The sequence below is a fragment of the Hymenobacter metallilatus genome (genome assembly GCF_003944705.1).
GTDB lineage: Bacteria > Bacteroidota > Bacteroidia > Cytophagales > Hymenobacteraceae > Hymenobacter > Hymenobacter metallilatus.
The window spans coordinates 189,725-213,436 of record NZ_RWIS01000006.1 but is presented as its reverse complement, the minus strand read 5'-3'; the positions used below and the strand labels follow the sequence as shown (position 1 = coordinate 213,436).

Genomic DNA, 23,712 nt, shown 5'->3' with positions numbered 1-23,712 from the left:
GGCTTACTGGCGAAGCAGCCGGGCCCCAATGCTACAGGTTGTGCAGCGCCGGGGCGCACAATACCCGTGCTGCAGGGCCAGCAGGCCCTGGGAGTCGGCGGCGGTTTCGTTGCGGAAGCCGGCGGCCTCATACGGCTCCGTAAGGTGGTTATGCTCGGGGGGCAGGTGGTCCAGCAACGATACGGCCGTTTCTACCAGCTCAGGGTTGCCTACAGAATGCGCGTAAGCCACCCGCAACGGCACCACCACGTTGGTAATCAGCAGGTGTACACTGCCGCGGCCCAGCCCGGCCACTTTTCCGGGCCTTCCGGGCCGGGAGTGCGTTTGCCAGTACGGCGGAAGCGGCGCCATAAAAAACTGCTCCAGGGCTGGCACATTTCGGGCCGTCAGCAAGGCATCGAACAGGGAAGGGCGGGCCAGCAGCAGGGCCAGCAGCTGCGCCAGGCGCACAGTAGGAAAATTGGCCGGCCGCAGGCGCAGGAAATTCCACTCGTGGGAAGCCAGGGCCGTACCGTGCAGGTTGTACTTGTGCTGCAAAAACTGGTACTCCGTGCGCAGCTGCTCCACGTACTCTTCCGCGGGAGCAGCCTCCAGAAAACCAGCCTGCCCAAACAGCAGAGCGGCCAGCTGGTGCGCATCGTGGCGGTGGCGACGAATCAGGCTCAGGGGCAGCGCCCGGGCCAGGCGGCTCAGTGGTTCAGCATTCTTGCGGAATCCAAACGCCCCGGCCACCGCGTGCCAGGCCGTAGCCTCCCAGTCCTGCGCCAGGCTGTGGTGCAGCGCCGTAATTCGCTCGGCCTTCTGCTCCACTCGCTCCAGCAGGGTACGGCCCAGCATCATGGTGCGGGTCAACTCCGAAACCTGACCCAGCAGCGGGGTGCAGGGCAACAGGGCTTCGGCGGGCTGAGTGCTTAACTTGTCGTAGGCGGCTAGTAGGCCCGGGGCCAGGCGGGTTCCCAGGGCCAGCGTAGGAATGGCCGAGCCGTTGGTGCGCTGCACGGGCGCATCGGCGGCGTACACCACGTGCAGAATTACCTGGTCGTACTTGGCGTCCAGCTGGTGCTGGTGGCGGTGCCAGTCGGTGGCTCGCAGGTGAATTTCCACGGCCCCGTTCCACTCCACGTCGCCCAGGCGCAGCCGGGCATTCAGGAAATCGGGGCCGGCGTCGGGGTTGCGGTGGCCGGGCCGCAGCACGGTTATTGGCTGCCCATCCTCGGTACGGATATCGTGCTTGTCAAAATACTGCTGCTGCCAGACGTAGTGCAGAAAATCTTCCTTCATAGCGGATACTGTAGCTCCAGGCAGGGCCATTAAGCCAATTTACTGTTGTTCAGCCGCCTGCTTGGCAATAAGCCACTAGTTCGGCTAGAAACCAAACCGGCCCGCCCCTGCTGTGGCAGCAGAAGCGGGCCGGCTCATAAGCCAACGTACTGGCTTAGCGCAGGTCAATCACCTTTACGCCTTTGTACTTGGTCTTGTCGAAGTTAAAGGTAGTGGCATCCACCGCTACGTTGGGCTGAAACTTGCTAATACGGTAGGTATACCGGTTGCCGTTCTTTTTGAACATCTGCCAGCTTTTTACGGCCTTATCGGTGCGGCCCACTTTCAGGCGCACTTTGTACACGGGGTTGTTGCGGTCCTCGGGCGAGAGGTCGATTACGTCCACTACTTCTCCGCCTTCCTTGGCTTCCTGCACGTAGGCATACTTGTAGCCTTTTTTGTAGAGGGTATAGATCTGGGAAGGTGACACTTCCCCTTCTTCCGGTTCGTAGTCAGAAATGTTTACCTCATTTTCCGACTTCATGTAGGTCCACATCGTCTGGCCGTTATTGATAACCTCCTGACCACTCATTTTCAGCCGAAATTTCTGGCCGCTCACGGTAATGTCGCCGCTCAGGTTTTCCTTCACTTTGGCCGCGTCGTTCTCCAGCGTCTGGGTGAAGGTGGCTTTAAAAGCCTTCATGGCCTGGTATTTGGCGCTCATCTGGTCCAGAATCTTGCCGGCCTTGGGGTCCTGCTGCGCCGTAGCCACGGAAGTAAGCGACACGGATAAGGCGAGCAGGGCGAGATAGTGTTTCATTGCAAAGGTTGGTGGATTGGGAGAAGAGAAGTTAGTACAAAGACGTAGGAAGCGAGACTATGTTTAATCAGCACATAGAAATTTGATTCTCAGATCTCACTTCTGCTTACGTACTTCTCATTTAGGCAGGTTATTCAACAACTGTTCCAAACTATACTCATCCGGAATTAATACTTCCCGGGCTTTGCTGCCTTCAAACGGCCCCACAATGCCGGCGTGCTCCAGTTGGTCGATGAGGCGGCCGGCGCGGTTGTAGCCCAGCTTGAGCTTGCGCTGGATGAGCGAGGTACTTCCCTGCTGGTGCAGCACAATTACGCGGGCGGCCTCCTCAAACATGGAGTCCCGGTCACTCATGTCGAAGTCCTCGGAGTCGCCGTTACCGCTGCCACTTTCCCCGGGTACTTCGGGCAGCTCGTAGGCGTTGGGGTAGCCCTGCTGCTCGCCCACAAAGTCGCAGAGGCGGTCCACCTCGGGCGTGTCGATAAAGGCGCACTGCACCCGAATGATATCGGAACCCTGGGAGATGAGCATGTCGCCCTGGCCGATGAGCTGGTCGGCCCCACCGGCATCCAGAATGGTGCGGGAGTCGATTTTGCTGGTCACCTTAAAGGAAATCCGGCAGGGGAAGTTGGCCTTGATGATACCCGTAATAACGTTTACCGAGGGGCGCTGGGTGGCCACAATCAGGTGAATGCCAATGGCGCGGGCCAACTGGGCCAGGCGGGCAATGGGCGTTTCCACCTCCTTGCCGGCCGTCATCATCAGGTCGGCCAGCTCGTCAATTACCAGCACAATAAAGGGCATGTAGCGGTGGCCCTTCTTGGGGTTGAGCCGGCGCTCCACAAATTTGCGGTTGTACTCCTTCAGGTTGCGGCAGCCGGCATCCTTCAGCAAGTCGTAGCGCCGGTCCATTTCCATGCACAGGGAGTTGAGCGTGTTCACCACCTTCTTGGTATCGGTGATGATGGGCTCGTCGGACTCGGGCAGCTTGGCCAGGAAATGGCGCTCAATCTTGTTGAAGATGCTCAATTCCACCTTCTTGGGGTCGACGAGCACAAACTTCAACTGGCTGGGGTGGCGCTTGTAGAGCAGGGAGGCCAGAATTACGTTCAGGCCCACCGACTTGCCCTGGCCGGTGGCCCCGGCCATGAGCAAGTGCGGCATTTTGGCCAGATCCACCACGAATACCTCGTTGGTGATGGTGCGCCCGAAGGCAATGGGCAGGTCCATCTCGGTGCCGATGAACTTGTCGGTGTTGAACACCGAGCGGATGCTCACCATTTCCTTCTTGGTATTGGGTACTTCAATACCGATGGTGCCCTTACCCGGAATAGGCGCAATGATGCGGATGCCGAGGGCCGCCAGGCTTAGGGCAATATCATCTTCCAAGCTCTTGATTTTGCTGATGCGCACCCCGGCGTCGGGTACAATCTCATACAGCGTAACGGTGGGCCCGATGGTAGCTTTGATGCTGGCAATGTTGATACCATAGTGCCCCAGGGTTTCCACAATGCGGTCCTTGTTGGCTTCCAGCTCTTCCTTGGTTACCTGGGCCTTGGCTACGCCGTAGTCGTTGAGCAGTTCCAGGGTTGGGTATTGGTAGCGGGGCAGGTCGAGGGTAGGGTCGTACTCACCGGAGGGCATAGCCTCTTCGTCCTCATCCTCCTCGGCAATTACGGCCATATCGGCTCCGGCCGAGGGGTCCAGCTCCGGCGAGGCCATAGTGGCATCCTCAACCTCAAACGACAACCCGGCTACCGCCGCCGACACCGGTGCTACGGGCGCAGCCGGCAAGGGCATGGGGGCGTCATCATCCACCAAATCGGCCAGGGACAGCGGCGTAGGCACAGTTGGCACGGCAGGAGCAGCAGTGGGTTCCGGCCCGGCGGTGGGCATCTCAAAGGAGAAGCTCGGGCCGCTGGCAGCCGGAGCTACTGCCCCGGCGGCAGCCGTAGAAGCAACACTCAGGGGCAGCGCCGATGCGGCCAGCCCACCGGCGGCTACCGTGGCCGAAGCCACTGCCGCTACCGGGGCACCTGCCGCACCAGCAACCGTAAACGCAGGAGCGGCAACCGGCCCGGTGCGCAGGGGAGCTTCCTGAGCAGGCTCCTCTTCTTCGGGCTCAGGCTGGGAGGCCAAAGGACCTACTTTCTTGAGCGTAATGCCCAGGGCAGGTAGTTCGTCCTCTTCTTCATCGGCCCAGGGGTCAGGGCTGGCGGCAGCATAATTGGCAGCCTGAGTAGGCGCGTTGAACACCGCACCTTCCTCCTCCTCGTCGTCGTCGCCGGCACTCCGGCGCAGGTTGAGGTTGAGGCTGGTCACATTGAAGAAGAAAACCACGAAGGAAATCAGTACAAAAGCCAGCAGCAGCACTGTGCCCCAGCCAATGAGGCTATCCAGCCAGAAAGCCGTTTCGTAGCCAATGCGGCCGCAGAGAAAATCCAGGCTGTGCGCCAGTGCCGGGTCGGCCTCGGGGCTCTGAATGCTGAGTACCACGTAGCCCAGCAGCACGCTCAGCCACACCATGGTAAACAGGCATAGGGCCAGCACGTAGGTGAAGGATACGCCTGCCCGCCGGAATACGATTTTATACCCCAGGAAAAACACAATGGGTATGGCTGCAAAAGCGGCCACCCCAAACCCGTTCTGAATCAGAAACTGGGCCATGAGGGCCCCAATCAGGCCCAGCCAGTTGCTGGTTTCCTGCCCCGCATCCCGTACGGGCGTGGTGCTCACGCTTTCTGTCACGCTCTGGTCGGCATGGCCCGTGAACAGGAAAGAAATAAAGGCAATGGTCAGGTAGATGGACCCAATGAGGAAGAAAAAGCCCAGAAACAGCTGAAAACGCCGGTCACGCAGGAAGTCGAAGATGCCTCCCAGTTTCAGGGCCGGCAGCTTTATGGTCTTACGGGCAGGTTTGGGAACCGCGTTGCGGGGCTCGTTCCGACGCCCCTCCCGGGCCGGCTCAGTGGCCGGACGCGGTTGGTTGCGTGCGGTTTTGGGCTCGGCGGCAGCGCGGGGCTCGTTGGAGCGGCTGGTGGCCGCGTCGGGTTGTTGCTTGTAGGTATTTTTAGCCATCAGAATACTCGCCAAAGACCAAATCTAGGCATAAACGGTGAAGTGGTGAGTTGGTGAAATGGTGAGTTTGTTATTCTGATGGCACAAAGGAGATAATTCGCGCAATCCGGGCCGTCGAAACAGCAAACTCACCATTTCATCATCTCCCTATTTCACCGCATACACCCAGAGGTGCCAGTAGGCTCTGGGGGAGGCATACTGCCCGAATAGCTGCAGGCCACTTTGCTCCGGGCGGGCCAGCCTAGCCGCCGACAGTACGTACCGCCCCCCCATCCGGCGAAAGGCGGCGGCATCGAAGGCCCAGTGCTGCACCGTGCGGGCGGGTAACGCACCCACCCGGAAGTTCTTGCCCAACTCAGCCGAAAACAGATAGCACCGGTTACCCCAGGCATCGAAGTAGGTGCCCAGCTCAGGGCTTTTGGCCAGCTCCCCGGCTATCAGCGGCCGGAACTTGTGCTTGTAAGCCAGGGGGTAATTGTTGAGGTAGGCATCCAGGGTGTAAAAGTTGTTGAGCGAAGCCACGGCCGGAGGCAGGCCCAGGCAGGCTACCCGGTATTGGGCCGGGGACTGGCCGGTTTGCCGCCGGATGTCTGCCTGTATCTGGCGCAGCAGCCCGGGGGCGACGAAGGCAGCGTAGGTAGGTTCGGTAGCGGGAAGTTTCCCAAGCTGCCGCCGGAGGTTCAGCGTCCACTCCGGGTTCATGCCCAGCCCAACCAGCAGCTGCAGGAGCACTAGCGCCCACCTGGCCCTACCCGCAGGCAAGTAGTGCAGGCCCAGCACCAGCACCCCAAACCAAGCCAGGGGAGTGAGGAAATGAATCCGGGTGAGGTTGAAGGCCCCGAGCACCGGCACCAAACGCTGCACCGCCCCAATCAGGAGCGGGTAAAAGCCACAGAACAGCGCCACCGCGGCCAGCACCAGTAGTGCGCTGATCAGCCAACGACGCAGCTGCCGCCGTACTGCTCCCTCCGGCCCCCATACCACAGCGGCGCCGGCCGCCAGCAGAGGGGCCACATGCACGAAGGCACTGGCATGGTATTGCCCTACCAGAAAGTACCGCACCGCCGAAACCAGCCCCGCCCCTACTCCAGGCGGCGCCAGCCGGGCGTAGTTGAACTCGAGCCGGTGGGGCACAAATTGCCGGTTGAGGAGCACTGATTGCATTAACGGGTACTCCACCACCACATAGCTCAGGGCCAGTACCAGTAGCCCCAGCCCGGCCCGCCACGCCACCCGTTGAGTCTGCCAGGCATCAATCAGCAACGCCAGGCCAGCGGCTACCAGCACAAAAAAGCCCGCCAGCACCAAGCTCGACCACACAGCAAACCCAATTAATACGGCGTAACCAGCCGCCACCTGCCGGCCAGCGCGCAGCTGTAGCAACGCCCACACCACCCAGGGCTGCCCCAGCACCGATACCCCGTAGGCAGTGTAGGTAGGCAGCACCGCCCAGCCCAAAGCCACCGCGGCGCAGATACCAGCCTGGCCAGGCCCCCGAAGTCCTACACGACGCAGCAGCACGTACATGCCCAGCAGCCCCGCCAGGCGCACCAGCAGCTCGTGCCCCAGGTACGCCGGCAGGGGCGGCAGCAAAGCCATCAGGCCAACCAATGGCTGCAGCCCCGGCCGCAGCGCGTTGCGGGGCAGGCCATTTAGCAAGTGCGGTACAACGGTGTGCGGGCGGTAGTCCAGCGTCTTGCCTTCCTGCACCAGCACATAGGGCACGGCCAGTTCGGTATCCAGGTTGTCATCCAGGAGGATGTACGTGCGGCCGGCGGGAGCTACGTACACAACACTCAGCAGCACCAGGGCCAGCACTGCCCATACCAGCGGCCGGGCCAGTAAAGGGCGCAACAAACGAACTGCCTCGGAAGCGGGCATACTAGAAAAAAAGCAGAAACGACGGGCTTACAAACATAGCAGTTCTGTACCTCGTCGGCATCCTCCGCCGAGTTTCTGCGTTCAATCAACAAGTTTACTATATTTCACTATTCCTATGAACCAACGCCTGCTCACGAACCCGGACGAATCTGTGTATTGCCAGTTGAACTACGATGCTTCAACGCAGTGGCTGCGCGTGGTCTGGCAGGGCTACGTAGGCCCCGATCTGGCCATGCGCGGGGCCGTAGCCAGTCTGGAAATGCTACGGGAATACCATTGCGCTTATTTATTCAACGACAACAGCCGCCTCGAAGGCCCGTGGTTCGACTCCGTGTACTGGCTTTCCCACGAGTGGGGCCCGGCCGCCGCCCAGGCTGGCCTGCGTTACGTAGCCCACGTGGCCCGAGCCAACAACTTTGCCACCTCCTTCACGGCTACTCCTGTGCATCTGCTGTTTAAGGAATTTGAAATTCAGATTTTCGACGAGGCCGGGGAAGCCACGGACTGGCTCAGCCATTGTCAGGCACAGGAGCAGGAGCCGTAGCTCCCGTTTTTGGGTTCAGCTGCGCGGATGAAACTCCGTGATAACCTGCCGCAGGTAGTCCCGGTCGAGGTGAGTATAGATTTCGGTGGTCGTGATGCTCTCGTGGCCCAGCATTTCCTGCACGGCCCGCAGGTCGGCCCCGCCCTCAATAAGGTGGGTGGCAAAGCTATGGCGGAAGGTATGTGGGCTGATGCTCTTGCGGATGCCGGCCGCTGAAGCGGCCGTTTTGATAATAGTGAACACCGATACCCGCGAAATGCCGCTGCCCCGGTTATTCAAAAACACGGTATCCTCGTGGCCGGGCTTAATGGTAAGGTGGGCCCGGATGCCCTGCAGGTACAAGCCCAGGTGCTTCAGCGCGTCGCGCCCAATGGGTACCAGCCGCTCCTTATTGCCCTTGCCCGTTACGCGCACAAAGCCCTGGTCGGCGTACAGGTTGGAGAGGCGCAGGCCCGTCAGTTCGCTTACCCGCAGCCCGGAGCTGTAGAGTACTTCCAGCATGGCCCGGTTGCGGGTACCCTCGGGCGTACTCAGGTCTATACCGGTCAGAATCTGCTCTATTTCCGGGTAGCTCAGCGTGTCGGGGAGTTTGCGGCCGGTTTTGGGCGCGTCCAGCGTGTCTGTGGGGTCCAGAGCCAGCAGGTCTTCCATAATCAGGTAGCGGTAGAAGGCTTTGATGCCCGAGAGGGTACGGGCCTGGGAAGTAGCCTCCATGCCCAGCCCCCCCAGCCAGGCCAGAAAGTCGCGCAAAATGCGGGTGGTTACCTGCTGGGGCGAGGCCGGCAGCTTTTCCAGTTCCAGGTACTGCCGCAGCTTCTCTACGTCGCGCACGTACGCCTCCACGGAGTTCGACGACAACGATTTTTCCAGCTGCAGATACCCGGCAAACTGCTTAATGGTGATAGACCAGGTGGACATTGTAGCGTAAGCTTTAGCTTGCGTTGCCGTTGGCCGCTGCCTGCAACCCTTCTGCAACCAACGACAGTGCAAGCTACCAACCGCCCCCGGATAACCCAACGACAACGCACGCTAAAGCTTCCGCTACATATGAAAATCCTTCTGCTGAACGGGCCTAACCTGAACCTGCTGGGCCGGCGTGAGCCGGGCATCTACGGTACCCGCTCCTTCGAAGACTATTTGCCCGAACTGCGCGAAGCCTTCCCGCAGTTCGAACTGGAGCACTTTCAGAGCAACCACGAGGGCGAGCTGATTGACAAGCTGCACGAGGTAGGCTTCAGCTACCACGGCATTGTGCTGAATGCCGGCGGCTACACCCACACCAGCGTGGCCCTGGCCGATGCCGTGGCCGCCATTGGTACCCCCGTAGTGGAAGTACACCTGAGCAATCTGCACGCCCGGGAGGAGTTTCGCCAGCGCAGCCTTATCGGGCGCAACTGCATCGGCAGCATCAGTGGCTTTAAGCTGGAGAGCTACAAGCTGGCCCTGCACTACTTCGACGGGCAGCGGCCCAAGCGGGTAGGGTTTAAGTGATTTTGGGTGATGAGCTAACTGGTGACAGGTAAGTACGTCATTCCGAGCCTGCGCGGAATCTCGCGTGCTGATATTGCAGGGGTAATCCAACAGCTGCACGTATGAGGCTGTTGGATTACCGGTCACCAATTACCTCATTCCCTCTTTCCTCATCACTACTTTTGTCTTCCTTTAGCCTTTTCACACCTATGTATACATTCAATCCCGGCCCATCCCAGGTGTACCCGCAGGTGCGCCGCTACCTGCAGGATGCCTTTGATGAGGGCTGGCTCTCGGCCCCTCACCGGGGCGAGCGGTTTGTGCAGCTGATGCGCCAGACGGTGCAGGAGCTAAAAAACAAGCTCAACGTACCTCAGGATTACAGCGTGTTCTTTATGAGCTCGGCCACGGAGTGCTGGGAAGTACTCACCCAGAGCCTCACACCCACCAAGAGCTTCCACCTGTACAGCGGAGCTTTCGGAGAGAAGTGGTATGAGTATGCCAAAGCCCTGCGCCCGGCCAGCATTGGCATGCAGTTTGGCCTCGATGAAGTACCCGATGTGCAGAACCTGCCCGGCCTCGACCTGGAAACGGACCTGGTATGCGTTACCCAGAATGAAACCAGCAACGCCACCCAGCTCCGCGACGGGGCCATTCTGAACCTGTATAACCGTCTGCCCAGCAATGCCCTGCTGGCTGTTGATGCCACCTCCTCCATGGCCGGCATTCAGCTGAAGTTTATTAAGGCCGATATTTGGTATGCCTCGGTGCAGAAATGCTTCGGATTGCCCGCGGGCCTTTCCATTATGCTGTTGTCGCCGAGGGCGATAGAGCGGCTGCGGCGCCTCAATGAGCGGAGCCACTACAACTCGCTCACGGCCCAGTACGAGAAGATGCTCAACTTCCAGACTACCCACACCCCTAACGTACTGGGTATCTACCTGCTGAGCCGTAGCCTCCAGGACCGGCCCGCCATTAAACAGGTACATCAGCACCTGACCGACCGCGCCCAGAAGCTTTACGACTACTTCGACCAGGCAACCCAGCTCACCCCTTTGGTTTCCAACCCCGAAACCCGCTCTACCACCGTTATCGGCTTGCAGGGCCCGCCGGCGCTTATCGAGGAGGTGAAGCGCCGGGCCCTGGCCCAGGAGCTGCAGCTGGGCAGCGGCTACGGCTCCTGGAAGCCCACCAGCCTGCGCATTGCCAACTTTCCCGCCATTCCCGACGCTGCCTTCGAGCAGCTGGTGCAGTTTTTCGCCCGGGAATTTTCTTAAAGGGTGAAATTGTGAAAGGTGAAGTTGTGAATTGGTTGAGCTACGCAAACTATGCGGGGCAAAGGATCCACAGCTTCACCTTCCACAACATCACCATTTCACAACTTCACCGATGTTCTCCCTCAAGGAAATAGCCTCCGTTACGCTCACGCTGTTTGCCATCATCGATATTCTGGGCTCCATCCCCATTATCATCCAGATCCGGCAGCGGGAAGGCGGCATCAACGCCGAGGTGGCCACGCTGGTAGCGGGGGTGTTGATGGTAGCCTTCCTGTTTCTGGGCCAGAGTATTTTGAGCTTGTTCGGGGTTGATTTCCAGTCGTTTGCTTTGGCGGGAGCCGTTATCATCTTCCTCATTGGCATGGAGATGATTCTGGGCGTGGAGCTGTTCAAGCACAACCCGCTGGCGGCCACGGGCTCCATTGTGCCGCTGGCGTTTCCGCTCATCGTGGGAGCCGGTACCATGACGACCCTGCTGTCGTTGCGGGCTGCCTACCAACTCCCCAACGTGCTGGCCGGCATCTTTTTCAACCTGGTTTTTGTGTATCTGGTACTGAAAAGCTCAGCCTGGCTAGAGCGTAAGCTGGGCAAAGCCGGTGAGGACATTCTGCGCCGGGTGTTCGGCGTAATTCTGCTGGCCATTGCCATCAAGCTGTTTAAGGCTAATTTTTAGCGGGTAAGCGTACGCCACCCCAAAAGTCAGTGTGAGCTGGCGGCAACCTGGCGCCCCTTGTCTTAATATTCCCCTATTACGGGCTCCTGCCTGCTTAGCAGCAAGCCTATCATCATCAGCACACCGGTCAGCAGAATCACCACGAACAGGATATTTTCGCTGACCTCGCCAATGAGGTGCTTTTCGGGAATACTGTAAAACAACAGTACTGTAATCAGGCCTTTTGGCGCAATAAACAGTTCCGGAATCAGGTCGGTGCGGGCAATGTAGCGCAAGTACACCAAGCGGATTGCTGTGAGGGCTGCCACAATCAAAACTCCCTGCAACAGCAACTGTGGACTAAGCACGTTGCCCAATGTGATGCTAAAACCGAACAGCAGGAAGAAGAAGGTGCGAATCAGAAAGGCCGATTCGGCGGTGATACTACGCAGCTGGTGGACCTCCTCGCTTAGCCGCTCGGGTCGGAACCAACGGCGCAACGGGCCTTTCAGAAAATGCTCGGCATTGTTAACGGCTAATCCGAACACCAGCACCAGCACCAACGACGACAAGTGCAGCTTCTTGGCCAGGCTGTAGAGCAGAATCAAAAAGGCCAGAATCAGGAAAAATTTAACGTGGAGCCGAATCCGGTCAAGCAGGAAGGCCAGAGCCGCTGTACTGAGTACGGCCACTACCAACACGGCCAGCACATCGGCCCCAAACGTCAGGACAGAAGTTCCCTGCGCGAAGTTGTTCTGCAAAGCAAAGTTGAAGAACATGATGCCCAGGATATCGGAAAAAGTACTTTCATACACAATGAACTCCTGCTTTTCGCCCTGCAGATTGGCCACGCTGGGAATGGCAATGGCGGAGCTGATAACCGCCAGCGGAATAGCATTGACCAGGCAGCTCTGAAAGTTAACCCGTAACCAGAAGTGCAAAATCAGGGCAATGCTTATTGCCTGTACCACCAGAATCAGGGCGGCGGCGAAAAAGGACCGACGGATAAGGGGAGCTTTTTCGCGGCTGATTTTCAGGTCCAGTGCCCCTTCCAGCACAATCATAATGAGCCCGATGATGCCGAATATTTCCAGGACAACCTTGGGCACCGCCAGAACTACATCGAAGTAATCCGCCGCCTGCCGAAGGGCAATGCCAGACAACAGCAGCATCAACACCGAAGGCACTTTGGTAGCACGCGCCGCCAGGTCGAACAGGTAGGAAAGAATGACGGCCAGGCTCAGCCCGATCAGAATAGAGTACGAACCCATAGCAAGTACATAAACCCAACAACTGCCCTTCTATACGTACCAGCCTCCCTCGTAACCGCTTTTTACCCCTCTACCCCTGATTCGGGCACCCTGGTCGTACCTTTGCGCAATGCAGCATACATCCTCCCCTACCGTCGCTATTATTGGGGGCGGCCCGGCCGGCCTGCTGGCCGCGCAGCACCTGGCCGGGGCCGGCTACCGGGTGCAGGTATTTGAGGCACAGGCTACCCCGGGCCGTAAGTTTCTGGTGGCTGGGCACGGCGGCTTCAATCTTACCAATGCTGAAGAAGCCGCACTTTTTGCGGCCCGCTATGGCTCCTGTACTCCGGCTTTTTCCCGTTTTCTGGCGGCCTTCTCCCCTCTCGATTTGCGCGCCTGGGCAGCGGACTTGGGCATTGACACCTTCGTAGGAACCAGCGGCCGGGTGTTTCCGCTGGCGGAGCACAAGCCCGCCCAGCTGCTGCGTGCCTGGCTGGCACAGCTCCGGCATCTGGGCGTAGAGCTGCACACCCGCCACCGCTGGCTGGGTTTTGCACCGGCCAATGGTCTGCGCATCCGCAACGAAGCCAGCGGTGAGGAGTTGGTGGTGCAGCCCGATGCTACACTGCTGGCCCTGGGCGGGGCCAGTTGGGTTAAAACCGGCTCCGATGGACAGTGGCTGCCCACGCTGCAGGCGGCGGGTGTAACCTGTATGCCTTTTGCCCCCAGCAACTGCGGAGCCGAGGTGGCGTGGTCAGCTTATTTCCGGGAGAAGGTGGGCCGGCAGCCGCTCAAAAACGTGGCCCTTAGCTGCGGCGCCCACACTGTGCGGGGCGAAATCATGCTCACCGACTACGGCCTGGAGGGTACGCCCGTGTATGCCCTTACGCCCCACCTGCGGGCGGCCCTGACCGGCGGCCGACCGGCGGAGCTGCACCTGAACCTTAAACCAGACCTCACCGCAGCCCAATTACTGGAAAAGCTTCGCCGCCGCCGCCCCAGCAAGTCCTGGGCCGCCTTCCTGAGCGAAGCCCTGCGCCTGAAGCCGCCGGTACCCACACTACTGCGGGAAGTAGGGCCGGCGGTGTTGCCCGCGCCCCTACCCCAGGTACAGGAACTGCTCACCCGACTGCCAATACCGGTACGCGGCTTACGTCCGCTCGATGAGGCCATCAGCACGGCGGGCGGTGTGGCCTGGGACGCCGTAAACGAGCACCTGATGCTGCGGCAACGCCCTGGTACCTTCGTGGCCGGCGAAATGCTGGACTGGGAAGCGCCCACCGGTGGCTACTTGCTGCAGGGCTGTTTCAGCACGGGAGCCTGGGCCGCCCGGGGCATCCGGCAGTGGCTACGTGCGTAAATCGTCCGGCATCCTGCGCTTACGCAAGAAGCCACACGAGTTACGCATGTAGCATTTCACCACTTTTCCGTCCGTTCGGCTTTTTCGGCGGCGGCCAGGATAGCCCGGGCTTCATTGAGCAGGCGCTGGCCCTGGTTGAGATGTTGCTGCAGAATGAGGGCAAACAGCACGAAGTACGACACTACCGGCAGCACCATACTCAGCACAAACCACAGCCAGAAGGACCGTCCGTGGCTGTGTGCGCAATATCCAGTGGTAAGCCCTACCATGGCTAGTCCACCTGCCAATCCGAGCAGTAGCAGCACTCCGAACAGAGGGGCAATGTCTAGCATGACTTAACCAGGGGAATAGAATCAGGAGAAGATACGCAGGAAAGCCCAAACTACCAAGCTCTTGCTGTCAGTACAACGTCCCGGCAGTTGGGTTGTTTATGTATTTTTCTTCGGAGCAGCCGGACCCTTTCTCCAACGGGTAGTAGCTTTTTGCGTACTTGGGAAATTCTGCCCGTATTTCCTTCTCGCTTGTCCTCCCTTATGTGGGAAAATCAGAGTCTTTTCCGCGTTTCGGCCCAGCTGTTTGCCGATGGCGTTTTTAATTTGCTCGACCGGACCCTGAAGCCGGAAGTATTTTTGCTGGGGCTGGCCTCGGCCCGCGAAACCGACGAGCCGGAGGCCATTGTGGTAGAGCCGAGTATGCACCGCTACCAGCCGCAGGATTTCACCAGCATTAAAGCCCGGGCCGCCGCCATGGAGCCCGATGGGCCCCGCGAGGTAGTGTACCACCTGCACCCGCTCGACCATGACCGGTACGAGAAACAGCGGTGGTACGAGTTGCTGCGCCGGGCCACCGAGCACACGCTCAATGATGTGGTAGCCAGTCGGCGGGAAGAGCGCATCAGCTTTTGCTCCCAGCCCGTTACCGTGGGCGGTTACCTGGTTATTATTGTGCTGCAGCTGAGCATCGAGGCTTATCAGAGTTATTACGCGCTGCCTGGCCCCACCGGCCCCACTCGTCCGGCTTCGTTGCTGGCGGCCACGGTGCAGGAGGTGCTGCAGGATGCCTCCCGGGCCCTGCGCGAATCGGACACCGACGACGACCGGCCCGTACTGGACCGGGACTACAATGAGGTGCTGCGGGCGGCCGGCCGCCGCTTCATGCTGCGTGCGGCAGCCGGCTCCCACGGCCTCTACGATGCCTGCAATGGCGTAGCAGCCCTGCGCCACGAGGGCGACGAGGGTGTGGGTACCATGCTGATTTCCCGACGCAACCACCAGGCCGTAGTGCCGGTACTTACGCTGGAATCCCCGATTCCGCTGCGCGACTACCGCCGCATCCGGAAACTGCTGGAGCTGAGTGAGGACCGAAACTCCCTGATTACGGATGCAACCGATGTATTCGGGCTGGGCTACCTCATCGAGCCCACCGACCCACAGTACGAGCCGCTGTTTACAGTACACTTCACCAAGCACTATAGCTGGGAGCTAAGCCACGACGGGCAGGTGATGATGAAGGTGGTTTCCAACACGCCCCGCCTCCCCCAGGGCACCGTGGATGAAAATAACTTTACGGAAGCCATTCGGCGGGTGTTTCCGGCTGTGGACACTGCCGGCATTGCCTACCTCTGGGAACTGACGCTGAAGGCCACCACGCAGTCCAACGGCACCATTCTGCTGATTTCGGAGGGCGCGGCCCAGGAGGCGGCCCGCCTTACCCGCCAGTGCTTCCGGGTGGCCCCCCGCCTGATGACGCCCTCCGTGCTGCGCCTGGTTACCAACATCGATGGGGCCGTGCTCATCGACCCGGCCGGTACCTGCTACGCCATCGGCGCTATTCTTGACGGCCTGGCCACCGAAAAGGGCGACTCCAGCCGGGGCTCCCGCTATAACTCAGCGTTGCGTTACGTGGAAAGCAGCCGCTACCCCGTGCTGGCCGTGGTGGTAAGTGAGGACGGCTGGATTGACCTGCTCCCTCCCGTGCGGCGGTAGTGAGTAACGGAGCAGTTTACTCCGTTACTCCGTTACTCTCACCCGTTCACGCTTTTCATCATGGCCTCGGGGTAGCGCTGGCCGGCGGCGGCATGTTGGGGAGCCAGTTGATTAATGCGGGCCAGGTCTTCCAGGGACAGCAAAATGTCGGCGGCCCCCAGGTTTTCCTCCAGGTAGGCTACCCGCTTGGTACCCGGAATAGGCACAATATCTTCGCCCTGCGCCAGCACCCAGGCCAGGGCCAGCTGCCCGGGCGTACACCCTTTTTCGGTAGCCATTTCCCGGATGCGCGCCACCAGATCCAGGTTTTTTTGAAAATTTTCTCCCTGGAAGCGTGGCGTATGCCGCCGGTAATCGTCGGCAGCCAGGTCCTCAAACCGCTGAATCTGGCCGGTGAGGAAGCCCCGCCCCAGCGGCGAGTAGGGCACAAAACCCACGCCCAGCTCCCGGCAAGTAGGCAGAATCTCCTCCTCGGGCTCCCGGCTCCAGAGCGAATACTCGGTTTGCAGGGCCGTAATGGGGTGAACCTGGCAGGCCCGGCGCAGCGTGGCCGGTGCCGCTTCCGACAGCCCCAGGTAGCGCACTTTGCCTTCCTTCACCAGTTCGGCCATGGCTCCCACGGTTTCCTCAATGGGCGTATCCGGGTCGACGCGGTGCTGGTAGTACAGGTCGATGTAATCGGTACCCAGGCGCTTGAGGGAGCCCTCTACGGCCTGGCGCACGTAGTCGGGCCGGCCGTTGATGCCGCGTTTGGCGGGGTCGTTCGGGTCGCGCTGAATACCGAATTTTGTGGCCACTACCACTTGGTTGCGCCGGCCTTTGAGGGCCCGGCCCAGCAGCTCCTCGTTGGTGTAGGGGCCGTACATGTCGGCCGTATCAAAGAAGGTGACCCCAAGCTCCAGGGCCCGGTTGAGGGTGCGCAGGCTTTCCTGCTCGTCGCGGCCGCCATAGAAGTCGGACATGCCCATGCAGCCCAGCCCCATTGCTGATACCAATGGCCCCTGCGGGCCAAGTGTGCGGGTTTTCATACGTAGTACGATACATGAAGAAACAATCGGCAGCCCCACCGGACTGCAGAAATACTCTACGCACCGTATACACGCTCCGTTACTCGTTTCCTCCGGCACCCAACTCTCCTATACCATGCCAACTCCTGCCTTTCCCTTGCCAACGCCCACCTTCGACCAAGACAACCGCCTGCTGTGGGTGGAGCGGATTTCGCACCTGCTGGATAGCCAGTTCCGGGTGCCCGGCACCACCTGGCGCTTCGGCCTCGACCCCATCATGGGCCTGATTCCGGTGGTGGGCGGCCTGCCTTCCCTGGCCATTTCCGGCGTTCTGATCCTGACCATGCTGCGCCACGGCGCCAGCGGCAGCCTGGTAGTGCGCATGGTTGTGAATGTGGTGCTGGATGCCCTTATTGGCTCTATTCCGGTGGTGGGCAACATTTTCGACTTCGCCTATAAAGCCAACGACCGGAACGTGCGCCTACTGCGCGCCCACTACCAGGAGGGCAGATACCAGGGCAGCGGGCGGGGGCTGATTGGGCTGATTCTGGTGGTGCTGCTGGCCCTGGCAGCCGGGCTGGTGTGGGGCGGCTGGGCGCTGTGGCACTGGGCCGCCGCCCGGTGGTAGGCCTAGCCCCGCGCCTAGCTGGCTGATAGTTGGCCTTGCACCACGGTTTCAGATGTTCCTGTTGTAGCTTTGCGGCCGTGAAAATGCTCCGCCTTGCCCCTGTGTTGCTGCTGTTGCCCGCCTGCCTTTCACTGCAGAGTGAAGAGCAGAAAGCCGAAGCTGCCGAAAAAGCCCTGCTGGCCCGTCACGACGAGCTTATGGCCCAAATGGACCAGCTCTATGGCCTGCGGCAGCAGCTCCAGACAATACCTGATACTGTGGCCGCCGGCCGCCAGCGCCGGGCCCTGCTCGGGGCCGAGGCCGGTATGCTGTTCTGGATGCACCACTACCGCAAGCCCGCCGATACCGTGGCCGTAGAGCAGCGGCTGGCCTACTATGCCGCTCAGCAGCAGCGCATGGATTCGGTTGGCGTATTGTTTCGAACCAGTCAGGACTCGGCCCGGTTACTAGTAGAAGCCAGTTCGGCGGCCTCTCCTTCAGCACACTAATGCCTTTTATGCCTCTGCGTTTTACTACGAGCCGTGCCGTGTTGGCGAGCCTGCTGATGGCCGGCAGCCTGCTGGCGGCCTGCTCCCCTGATTCGGCCACCACGGCCACCCAGCCCGAACGTCTGCCGGTGCTGGGGCTTAAGCACAATGCCCCTACCTCGCCGGCTGATACCCTGCCCGACCCGGTGCCCGCCTTCCGCCTTACCAACCAGCAGGGTCAGGTAATTACCAACCAGACGTTTGCCGGCAAGGTGTATGTCACGGATTTTTTCTTTGCTACCTGCCCCAGCATCTGCCCCAAAATGCAGAGCGAGCTGCTGCGGGTGTATAAGCAGTTCGAGGGCAACCCCAACGTGCTGTTCCTAAGCCACACCATCGACCCGGCCCACGACTCTATTCCGGTGTTGCGCGACTACGCCGAGCGGCTGGGCGTCCGGGACGCTTCGCGCTGGCACTTCGCCACTGCCTCCCATGATACCATTTTTGCGCTGGCCAAGGCCTACATGACGGCTGCGCAGGTAGATAAAACCGTGCAGGGTGGCTTCGCCCACAGCGGCGCCTTCGCCCTCATCGACTCCCAGCGCCGCATCCGGGGCGTGTACGATGGTATGGAGAAAGCGCAGGTTGACCAGTTGATTCAGGACCTGCCGCTACTGCTGAAAGAGGAGCAGCTGGAAACTGCCCCGGCCACCAAATGAGCCGGGCCACTGGTACCAGGCTACAGCGCGGGCTGCTGCTGGCCGCTACGGCCACCGTAGCGGCTGGTAGTCTCAGCGGCTGCTTTACCGAGCGCCAGAACGAGGGGGCCAAGCTCTACGCCACCCACTGCGCCAGCTGCCACGGCGACCAGGGCCAGGGCCTGCAGCGCCTCATTCCGCCCGTAGCCGCCTCCGACTACGTGGCCCAGCGCCGCGCCGACCTACCCTGCCTGATCCGCAAGGGCATGAAAGGCCCGCTCGTGGTCAACGGCATCGGGTACAACCAGGTAATGCCCGGCCACGAAGACCTCACCGACTCCCAGATTACCAACCTGCTGAACTTTCTGCAAACCAATTGGGGCAACCGCAACCAGACCTATACCATCCGGGAGGTTTCTGACTTGCTAGGCCGCTGCAACGGTTCGGATGGGCAGTAGTGGTGAGGCAGCGGAATGGTGGGTCTGACGTTCCGCTTGAGTTACCCGGGCTGTCTGTGCAGACTGCGCCACCAGGTTTGGCCGAACGTTAAACTCACCATTTTACCATTTCACCATCTCACCGCCAGGTGCATCTTCCCGGAAACCTGCTTAGCTTGCACTTTCATCTGTTTGTTTTGTTATGGGTCTGTTTGACTTCCTGAAAAAGAAAGACGAGGGCACCCCGGCCCCCGCTCCCACCCCTGCTTCCGGCGCTTCCGCTGCCGCCGAAGCTTCTTCCGAGGCCCCAACGCCTTCCGGTCCGCGCTACAAGGGCTCCAACTATCAGATGCCCGCCGCGCCGGCTCCCGCCCCGGCTCTCAACATTCCACCGGCCCCGCCTATTCCGCTGCCCGGTGTTGAAGGTCAGCCGCCTCAGCTGCCCGATTTTCAGCCCCTGAATATTCTGGAGCAGCTGCTGATGCAGGCCGCCGTGGAGCCACAGTTCCGTAGCCCCTTCTACCAGGCGTTGCTGGGCGAAGAAGTAACGGTAGTAATGGCCGCCAAAGAAGGCCAGGAGCCCGGCGAGGTAACGCCCACTGAAGGCATGGAAATTCAGCTCCAGGCTTTGCACGATGGTAAAATTGCCGTTTTCACCGCCCCCGAGCGTATCCACGACAACGGAGCCGTGCCCGAAGGCAGCGTAGCCTTCCTGCGCCTGCGCGGCCACGATTTCTTTACGATGGTGAAGGGAGCCGACTGCGCCTTGAACCCGTTCTCGGCTGTGGGTAAGCTGCTGGAAGCGGGCGAAATTGACGCCTTACTGGCCGGGCAGCTGTTTGACGCTACGCCCCCGCCGGATATGCAGGTATCCTTGCATCAGCCGGAACCCGCTCCCACCGAGCTGATGGACTCGTTGCGCGAGTACTGCGCCACCCAGCCCGCCATTCGGACGGTGTACCTCACGGAAATGCGTATGCAGCATAACCCCCAGGAAGCCCGCCTGCTCGTGGCCTTCGACACGGAGGAGAAAGATCCGGCCTTCCTGCAGGAACTGGGTCCCGTCATTCAAGGTAAAATCGGCGAAACCCAATTCGTGGATCTGATGCTGATTGACCCGGCCTCGGAAGAGCCTCTGGTGCAGTACCTACTGACCACCGAGCCAGTATATCAGCGGGCATAACCGCCCGGCCCCTTAGCCAGAAAGCCCCTGCATTTATCCGTGCAGGGGCTTTTTTTGTAAAAAATAGTTGACCCTACCGAGTTTCTTACCCGCCAAAGCAGAAGACACCTGGGGCATTGTTATCCGGCGGCCTCGGCCGGCGCGGCGCGCTTGCGCAGCAGGTGGGCCAGCACCGGCCGGAGCAGAAGATATAGCAGCGGGCCCAACACCAGAAAAGTACCAGCCCACAACGCCAAAGCCCCCAGTATTGCGTGCCAGAGCAGTTTCAGGGCCGCTACCCAGTTGTGGCCAAACAGGTATTGCAGCTTAGTGAGCGTGAGCGGGGGGCTGTGCCCGCCCCAGAGCAGGGCGCCCTGGCGCATAAATGGAATGATGAGCAGGAGCTGCACCGGGCTCCAGAGGTGAGCAATCAGCAAAGCCGCGGCCACGTTCAGGCGCAGGCGCACCGCCGCAAACGTAGCGAGCAGCGTGGTAATGCCCAGCATGGGTACCAGGCCCGCCGCCGTACCCAGCACCGCCGTAAGGGCCAGCTGATGGGGCGTGAGGCCTTGGCGCAGCAGGTTGAGCACCGGCTGCACTACGCGGCGGCGCCACCAGCCCGGGGCAGGCTCGGCAGGTATGGTAGTGGTTGGAGGAGTTAGGGGTGGCTGCACAGAGAAACCAGGAGCAAAAAAAGGGGTGGGCGATGCAGAAACCGGATGCTACCTTCGCAACTTGTGTTCTGTTTGGCAGCGCGCCGGCAGATTGTACGCGCCTCCCATGACAAAAGTACACCAGTCCGGGCACGCCGGACGTCATTTCTTTCCCGACTTCCTGATTCTGCTGCGCCGGGCGGCCCGGGAGTTTGCCGCCAACGACCCGCTGCGCCTGGGGGCGGCCACGGCGTTCTTCACCACGTTTGCTCTGCCGCCCATCGTCATTATCCTGATTCAGCTGCTGGGCTCCCTCTACTCCCGCTCCCAGGTGCGGGTGCTGTTGCTCACCAAACTTTCTCACCTACTGGGCTCCTCGGCGGCGGGCCTTGTGGAGCAGATTCTGCAGAACGTAACCAATATCGAGCGGAGCCGCCTGGTTACCTGGCTGGGGTTTGGGTTTCTGGTGTTTATTGCCACCACACTATTCGGCGTGATTCAGAACTCGCTCAATCAGCTGTGGCAGGTGCGGGTGCGGCGCAGCACCGGGCAGTTCCGCAAGGTACTGAAGGAACGGAGCCGCTCCCTGGGCCTGCTGCTGGCAACCGGGTTACTGTCGATGCTGGCATTTCTATCGGATGCGGCCCTGGCTTTTCTGGCGCATTACGCCCACGATTTTGGCGCGTTGTTCAGCACGGCGCTGTTCAAAATCGGTAATCAGCTGTTTTCCCTGCTTATTCTCACGGCCTGGTGCGGCGTTACGTTCCGCAACCTGAGCAGCGCCAAGGTGCCGCCCAAGGCGGTGTGGCGGGGCGCCCTGCTCACGGCCGTGCTCATTGACCTGGGCGAGAATGTGCTGGGGTTTCTGCTGGTGCCCCGCAACCTGGGGCCCATCTATGGCCCGGCCTCCAGCATTGTACTGGTACTGCTGTTCGTATTCTATTCGGCTATGATTTTCTACTTCGGGGCCTGTTTCACCAAAGCCTACGCCCACTACGTCGGCCTCGACATCCGCCCCAAGAAATCCGCCATTCGCTACAAACTGGTTGATGTGCCCGAGGAGAAGTAGGGTGATTGTTGATAGTTAGTTGTTGGTCGCTTGTCATCCTGAGCAGCGCGAAGGACTTAATCACGCTGGAACGATACTCGTGACAACGACTCGTTCAAACGTAATAAGATCCTTCGCGCTGCTCAGGATGACAAAACAATCAACAACCAACAATCAACCCATCCACCCATTCATAAAGCGTACCTTTGCGTGAAATACTGCTTTATGACTGCAATACCTGCTTCCTTCGCCGACCTGGGCCTGGCCCCTGAACTGCTTCAGGCCCTGGACGAACTCCAGTTCCAGACGCCCACTCCCGTGCAGGAGCAGGTGGTACCTATGGCGCTGGCCGGCCAGGACGTAGCGGGACAGGCGCCCACCGGCTCGGGCAAAACTGCTGCCTACGGCCTTTCCGTGTTGCAGCTCCTCGACCTCAAAACCGACGCCGTGCAGGTAATTGTGCTGGTGCCGGCCCGGGAACTGGCCCTACAAGTGCGCGACGCCCTCAAAAAGCTGGGCAAGTTTCTGCCTAACCTGCGGGTGGCCGCGTTCTACGGGGGGCACGCTTTCCGCGAAGAAACGGCCTCTCTTACCCAGGCCCCGCACGTGGTAGTGGCCACGCCCGGCCGCCTGCTCGACCACTTCGAGCGGCGCAGCATTGTGCCCAACCAGCTCAAAACTCTGATTCTGGACGAGGCCGACAAGCTGCTGGAACTGGGCTTTCAGGATGAGCTGGTGGAAATTGTGAAGCGCCTGCCCCGCCGCCGCCAAACCCTGTTGTTCTCGGCCACTATGTCGGATAAGGTGCTGGAGCTGATCCGGAAGAACCTGACGCGGCCCCGGGTGGTGAATGCTGGCGAAGACACCGACGAGCTGCCCGAAAACCTGACGCTGCTGGGCCACGTGGGCACTGTGGAGAAGAAGCCGGCGGCCCTGCTGCACCTGCTCCAGCAGCCCGCCACCGGCCGGGCCCTCATCTTCTGCAACACCCGGGAGCGGTGCATGGAGCTTACACGCTTTTTGGTGGGCCGGGGCGTAGCGGCCGAGGTGCTGCACGGCAAAATGCCCCAGCCGGAGCGCGACAAAGCTCTACTCAAGCTGCGCAACGGCTCCAGCCAGGCCCTGGTGGCCACTGATGTAGCTGCCCGCGGCATCGACGTAACCCAGCTGGATACGGTGGTGCAGTACGATGCCCCCGACAAGGCCGATGCCTTCCAGCACCGGGCAGGCCGCACCGCCCGGGCCGGGGCCGAGGGTACCGCCCACATTCTGGTAACGGATAAGGAGTTGGCCCACGTAAAGAAGTGGCCCGTGGCGGCCGGCATCCGGTGGCAGCAGATGCACGCCCCCAAGCTGCCCCCGGCTGCTCCCAAAGCACCCCGCCCCGAAAATGTAACCCTCCACGTTTCGGCGGGCAAGAAGGATAAAGTAAGCGCCCACGACCTGGTGGGGGCCTTCGTGAATGTGGGTGGGGTTTCCCGCGAAGAGGTAGGTCACATTGAGGTGTTCGACTATTACAGCTACGTGGCCGTGCCGCGCCAGCAGGCTCAGGAAGTAGCCGAGCGGCTGGCCGGGGCCAAAGTGAAAGGCAAGAAAGTGCGCGTATCGGTGGTGGCCTAGCGCCCGGCCCGTACGAGGCCTGTACCCGTAGCCTGTAGCCGGCTGGGAGTAGCTCCGGCTACTCCCAGCCGGCTTTCTGGTGTTTGTACTAGGTGTATGGTGTGCAGCTGTAGCGCCGCGTGTTACTAGCAGCGCGCAGCAGCACACTGAAAGCTGTTAGCCTACTGCCCGCCTGCGGCTGAAATAAGCCAAGAACTACTGCCGGTGACGCCCGGAGCGGCTCACGATTCGCCGGCAGATCAGCGTCTGTAAGCCGCATCTTTTTTTGTTGTTTCTTATCCGTTACAGTTAGCGGCGGCTGGCCATTGGGTTTTTGCAAGACAGCCGTTTTTGCGTGTGTGGTAAGTGCTTGAAACAGGGTCCTCCGGAATAGAAACCGCCTTTTACGGTTTGTTTTCTGCTCACCCCACCCAGA

22 protein-coding genes are annotated in these 23,712 nt (G+C 60.5%); 13 read left to right on the top strand and 9 right to left on the bottom strand.

The window, feature by feature from the left end:
• Nucleotides 1-3: 3 nt before the first annotated feature.
• The 4 genes from EI290_RS11050 to EI290_RS11035 form a co-directional block, all read right to left on the bottom strand.
• Complete coding sequence (locus EI290_RS11050) at nucleotides 4-1,281, bottom strand: DUF2851 family protein (RefSeq protein WP_185816953.1); 1,278 nt, start codon at nucleotides 1,279-1,281, stop codon at nucleotides 4-6.
• Between the two features lie 154 nt (nucleotides 1,282-1,435).
• Nucleotides 1,436-2,080: a LolA family protein gene (locus EI290_RS11045; protein WP_125429807.1), complete on the bottom strand. Its 645-nt coding sequence runs from the start codon at nucleotides 2,078-2,080 to the stop codon at nucleotides 1,436-1,438.
• A gap of 117 nt (nucleotides 2,081-2,197) precedes the next feature.
• Nucleotides 2,198-5,158 carry an FtsK/SpoIIIE family DNA translocase gene (locus EI290_RS11040; protein ID WP_125429804.1) on the bottom strand — a complete coding sequence of 987 codons (2,961 nt, stop codon included), beginning with the start codon at nucleotides 5,156-5,158 and terminating at the stop codon, nucleotides 2,198-2,200.
• Nucleotides 5,159-5,305: 147 nt separating this feature from the next.
• Nucleotides 5,306-7,039, bottom strand: a complete 1,734-nt coding sequence (locus EI290_RS11035; protein WP_125429802.1) for a DUF6044 family protein — start codon at nucleotides 7,037-7,039, stop codon at nucleotides 5,306-5,308.
• Nucleotides 7,040-7,154: 115 nt separating this feature from the next.
• Here EI290_RS11035 and EI290_RS11030 point away from each other — a divergent pair, with 115 nt between their 5' ends.
• Complete coding sequence (locus tag EI290_RS11030; RefSeq protein WP_125429799.1) at nucleotides 7,155-7,583, top strand: hypothetical protein; 429 nt, start codon at nucleotides 7,155-7,157, stop codon at nucleotides 7,581-7,583.
• Nucleotides 7,584-7,598: 15 nt separating this feature from the next.
• Here EI290_RS11030 and xerD read toward each other — a convergent pair whose 3' ends face one another.
• Nucleotides 7,599-8,501, bottom strand: a complete 903-nt coding sequence (gene xerD / locus EI290_RS11025; protein ID WP_125429796.1) for a site-specific tyrosine recombinase XerD — start codon at nucleotides 8,499-8,501, stop codon at nucleotides 7,599-7,601.
• Between the two features lie 129 nt (nucleotides 8,502-8,630).
• Here xerD and aroQ point away from each other — a divergent pair, with 129 nt between their 5' ends.
• From aroQ to EI290_RS11010, 3 genes are all read left to right on the top strand, one after another.
• Nucleotides 8,631-9,074, top strand: coding sequence for a type II 3-dehydroquinate dehydratase (gene aroQ / locus EI290_RS11020; protein WP_125429794.1), 444 nt, complete (start codon nucleotides 8,631-8,633; stop codon nucleotides 9,072-9,074).
• A gap of 188 nt (nucleotides 9,075-9,262) precedes the next feature.
• Nucleotides 9,263-10,330, top strand: a complete 1,068-nt coding sequence (locus EI290_RS11015) for an aminotransferase class V-fold PLP-dependent enzyme (protein ID WP_125429771.1) — start codon at nucleotides 9,263-9,265, stop codon at nucleotides 10,328-10,330.
• 112 nt (nucleotides 10,331-10,442) lie between these two features.
• Nucleotides 10,443-11,003 (top strand): MarC family protein, encoded by a 561-nt coding sequence (locus EI290_RS11010; protein WP_125429769.1) that lies wholly within the window; start codon nucleotides 10,443-10,445, stop codon nucleotides 11,001-11,003.
• Between the two features lie 62 nt (nucleotides 11,004-11,065).
• On the opposite strand, the gene EI290_RS11005 is transcribed toward EI290_RS11010, so the two are convergent.
• The gene (locus EI290_RS11005; protein WP_125429766.1) at nucleotides 11,066-12,253 is read right to left on the bottom strand and encodes a cation:proton antiporter domain-containing protein; all 1,188 of its coding nucleotides are present in this window, start codon (nucleotides 12,251-12,253) and stop codon (nucleotides 11,066-11,068) included.
• Between the two features lie 109 nt (nucleotides 12,254-12,362).
• Between EI290_RS11005 and EI290_RS11000 the strand changes: the two genes are divergently transcribed.
• Nucleotides 12,363-13,592: a BaiN/RdsA family NAD(P)/FAD-dependent oxidoreductase gene (locus EI290_RS11000; RefSeq protein ID WP_125429763.1), complete on the top strand. Its 1,230-nt coding sequence runs from the start codon at nucleotides 12,363-12,365 to the stop codon at nucleotides 13,590-13,592.
• A 56-nt stretch (nucleotides 13,593-13,648) separates the two neighbouring features.
• On the opposite strand, the gene EI290_RS10995 is transcribed toward EI290_RS11000, so the two are convergent.
• On the bottom strand, nucleotides 13,649-13,924 hold the full coding sequence (locus tag EI290_RS10995) for a hypothetical protein (protein WP_125429760.1): 276 nt from the start codon (nucleotides 13,922-13,924) through the stop codon (nucleotides 13,649-13,651).
• 189 nt (nucleotides 13,925-14,113) lie between these two features.
• Between EI290_RS10995 and EI290_RS10990 the strand changes: the two genes are divergently transcribed.
• Nucleotides 14,114-15,577 carry a diadenylate cyclase gene (locus EI290_RS10990; RefSeq protein ID WP_125429757.1) on the top strand — a complete coding sequence of 488 codons (1,464 nt, stop codon included), beginning with the start codon at nucleotides 14,114-14,116 and terminating at the stop codon, nucleotides 15,575-15,577.
• Nucleotides 15,578-15,615: 38 nt separating this feature from the next.
• Here the strand turns inward: EI290_RS10990 and EI290_RS10985 are convergent, their stop codons facing one another.
• Nucleotides 15,616-16,605, bottom strand: coding sequence for an aldo/keto reductase (locus EI290_RS10985; RefSeq protein WP_125429754.1), 990 nt, complete (start codon nucleotides 16,603-16,605; stop codon nucleotides 15,616-15,618).
• 115 nt (nucleotides 16,606-16,720) lie between these two features.
• Here EI290_RS10985 and EI290_RS10980 point away from each other — a divergent pair, with 115 nt between their 5' ends.
• From EI290_RS10980 to EI290_RS10960, 5 genes are all read left to right on the top strand, one after another.
• Nucleotides 16,721-17,212 carry a DUF4112 domain-containing protein gene (locus tag EI290_RS10980; protein WP_185816952.1) on the top strand — a complete coding sequence of 164 codons (492 nt, stop codon included), beginning with the start codon at nucleotides 16,721-16,723 and terminating at the stop codon, nucleotides 17,210-17,212.
• An 83-nt stretch (nucleotides 17,213-17,295) separates the two neighbouring features.
• Complete coding sequence (locus EI290_RS10975; RefSeq protein ID WP_125429751.1) at nucleotides 17,296-17,700, top strand: hypothetical protein; 405 nt, start codon at nucleotides 17,296-17,298, stop codon at nucleotides 17,698-17,700.
• An 8-nt stretch (nucleotides 17,701-17,708) separates the two neighbouring features.
• On the top strand, nucleotides 17,709-18,398 hold the full coding sequence (locus EI290_RS10970; RefSeq protein WP_246008924.1) for an SCO family protein: 690 nt from the start codon (nucleotides 17,709-17,711) through the stop codon (nucleotides 18,396-18,398).
• The gene (locus tag EI290_RS10965; RefSeq protein WP_125429749.1) at nucleotides 18,395-18,835 is read left to right on the top strand and encodes a c-type cytochrome; all 441 of its coding nucleotides are present in this window, start codon (nucleotides 18,395-18,397) and stop codon (nucleotides 18,833-18,835) included. The genes EI290_RS10970 and EI290_RS10965 overlap by 4 nt, the downstream gene beginning before the upstream one ends.
• Before the next feature lie 181 nt (nucleotides 18,836-19,016).
• Nucleotides 19,017-19,997, top strand: coding sequence for an enhanced serine sensitivity protein SseB (locus tag EI290_RS10960; RefSeq protein WP_125429746.1), 981 nt, complete (start codon nucleotides 19,017-19,019; stop codon nucleotides 19,995-19,997).
• Between the two features lie 119 nt (nucleotides 19,998-20,116).
• Here the strand turns inward: EI290_RS10960 and EI290_RS10955 are convergent, their stop codons facing one another.
• Nucleotides 20,117-20,650: a DUF2062 domain-containing protein gene (locus tag EI290_RS10955; protein WP_125429743.1), complete on the bottom strand. Its 534-nt coding sequence runs from the start codon at nucleotides 20,648-20,650 to the stop codon at nucleotides 20,117-20,119.
• Nucleotides 20,651-20,756: 106 nt separating this feature from the next.
• On the opposite strand from EI290_RS10955, the gene EI290_RS10950 reads away from it, so the two are divergent.
• Together EI290_RS10950 and EI290_RS10945 are read left to right on the top strand one after the other, a co-directional pair.
• On the top strand, nucleotides 20,757-21,698 hold the full coding sequence (locus EI290_RS10950) for a YihY/virulence factor BrkB family protein (protein ID WP_185816951.1): 942 nt from the start codon (nucleotides 20,757-20,759) through the stop codon (nucleotides 21,696-21,698).
• Between the two features lie 204 nt (nucleotides 21,699-21,902).
• Nucleotides 21,903-23,297 (top strand): DEAD/DEAH box helicase, encoded by a 1,395-nt coding sequence (locus tag EI290_RS10945; protein ID WP_125429737.1) that lies wholly within the window; start codon nucleotides 21,903-21,905, stop codon nucleotides 23,295-23,297.
• The last annotated feature ends 415 nt before the right edge of the window (nucleotides 23,298-23,712 follow it).

Excerpts from the sequence above, each read along its gene's own strand:
- xerD (WP_125429796.1), bottom strand. The coding sequence starts at position 8,501 with ATGTCCACCTGGTCTATCACCATTAAGCAGTTTGCCGGGTATCTGCAG.
- EI290_RS11015 (WP_125429771.1), top strand. The coding sequence starts at position 9,263 with ATGTATACATTCAATCCCGGCCCATCCCAGGTGTACCCGCAGGTGCGC.
- EI290_RS11000 (WP_125429763.1), top strand. The coding sequence starts at position 12,363 with ATGCAGCATACATCCTCCCCTACCGTCGCTATTATTGGGGGCGGCCCG.
- EI290_RS11040 (WP_125429804.1), bottom strand. The coding sequence starts at position 5,158 with ATGGCTAAAAATACCTACAAGCAACAACCCGACGCGGCCACCAGCCGC.
- EI290_RS10945 (WP_125429737.1), top strand. The coding sequence starts at position 21,903 with ATGACTGCAATACCTGCTTCCTTCGCCGACCTGGGCCTGGCCCCTGAA.
- EI290_RS11005 (WP_125429766.1), bottom strand. The coding sequence starts at position 12,253 with ATGGGTTCGTACTCTATTCTGATCGGGCTGAGCCTGGCCGTCATTCTT.
- EI290_RS11035 (WP_125429802.1), bottom strand. The coding sequence starts at position 7,039 with ATGCCCGCTTCCGAGGCAGTTCGTTTGTTGCGCCCTTTACTGGCCCGG.
- EI290_RS10960 (WP_125429746.1), top strand. The coding sequence starts at position 19,017 with ATGGGTCTGTTTGACTTCCTGAAAAAGAAAGACGAGGGCACCCCGGCC.
- EI290_RS11030 (WP_125429799.1), top strand. The coding sequence starts at position 7,155 with ATGAACCAACGCCTGCTCACGAACCCGGACGAATCTGTGTATTGCCAG.
- EI290_RS10985 (WP_125429754.1), bottom strand. The coding sequence starts at position 16,605 with ATGAAAACCCGCACACTTGGCCCGCAGGGGCCATTGGTATCAGCAATG.
- EI290_RS10950 (WP_185816951.1), top strand. The coding sequence starts at position 20,757 with ATGACAAAAGTACACCAGTCCGGGCACGCCGGACGTCATTTCTTTCCC.
- EI290_RS11010 (WP_125429769.1), top strand. The coding sequence starts at position 10,443 with ATGTTCTCCCTCAAGGAAATAGCCTCCGTTACGCTCACGCTGTTTGCC.
- EI290_RS10995 (WP_125429760.1), bottom strand. The coding sequence starts at position 13,924 with ATGCTAGACATTGCCCCTCTGTTCGGAGTGCTGCTACTGCTCGGATTG.
- EI290_RS10965 (WP_125429749.1), top strand. The coding sequence starts at position 18,395 with ATGAGCCGGGCCACTGGTACCAGGCTACAGCGCGGGCTGCTGCTGGCC.
- EI290_RS11050 (WP_185816953.1), bottom strand. The coding sequence starts at position 1,281 with ATGAAGGAAGATTTTCTGCACTACGTCTGGCAGCAGCAGTATTTTGAC.
- EI290_RS11045 (WP_125429807.1), bottom strand. The coding sequence starts at position 2,080 with ATGAAACACTATCTCGCCCTGCTCGCCTTATCCGTGTCGCTTACTTCC.
- EI290_RS10975 (WP_125429751.1), top strand. The coding sequence starts at position 17,296 with ATGCTCCGCCTTGCCCCTGTGTTGCTGCTGTTGCCCGCCTGCCTTTCA.
- EI290_RS10970 (WP_246008924.1), top strand. The coding sequence starts at position 17,709 with ATGCCTCTGCGTTTTACTACGAGCCGTGCCGTGTTGGCGAGCCTGCTG.
- EI290_RS10980 (WP_185816952.1), top strand. The coding sequence starts at position 16,721 with ATGCCAACTCCTGCCTTTCCCTTGCCAACGCCCACCTTCGACCAAGAC.
- aroQ (WP_125429794.1), top strand. The coding sequence starts at position 8,631 with ATGAAAATCCTTCTGCTGAACGGGCCTAACCTGAACCTGCTGGGCCGG.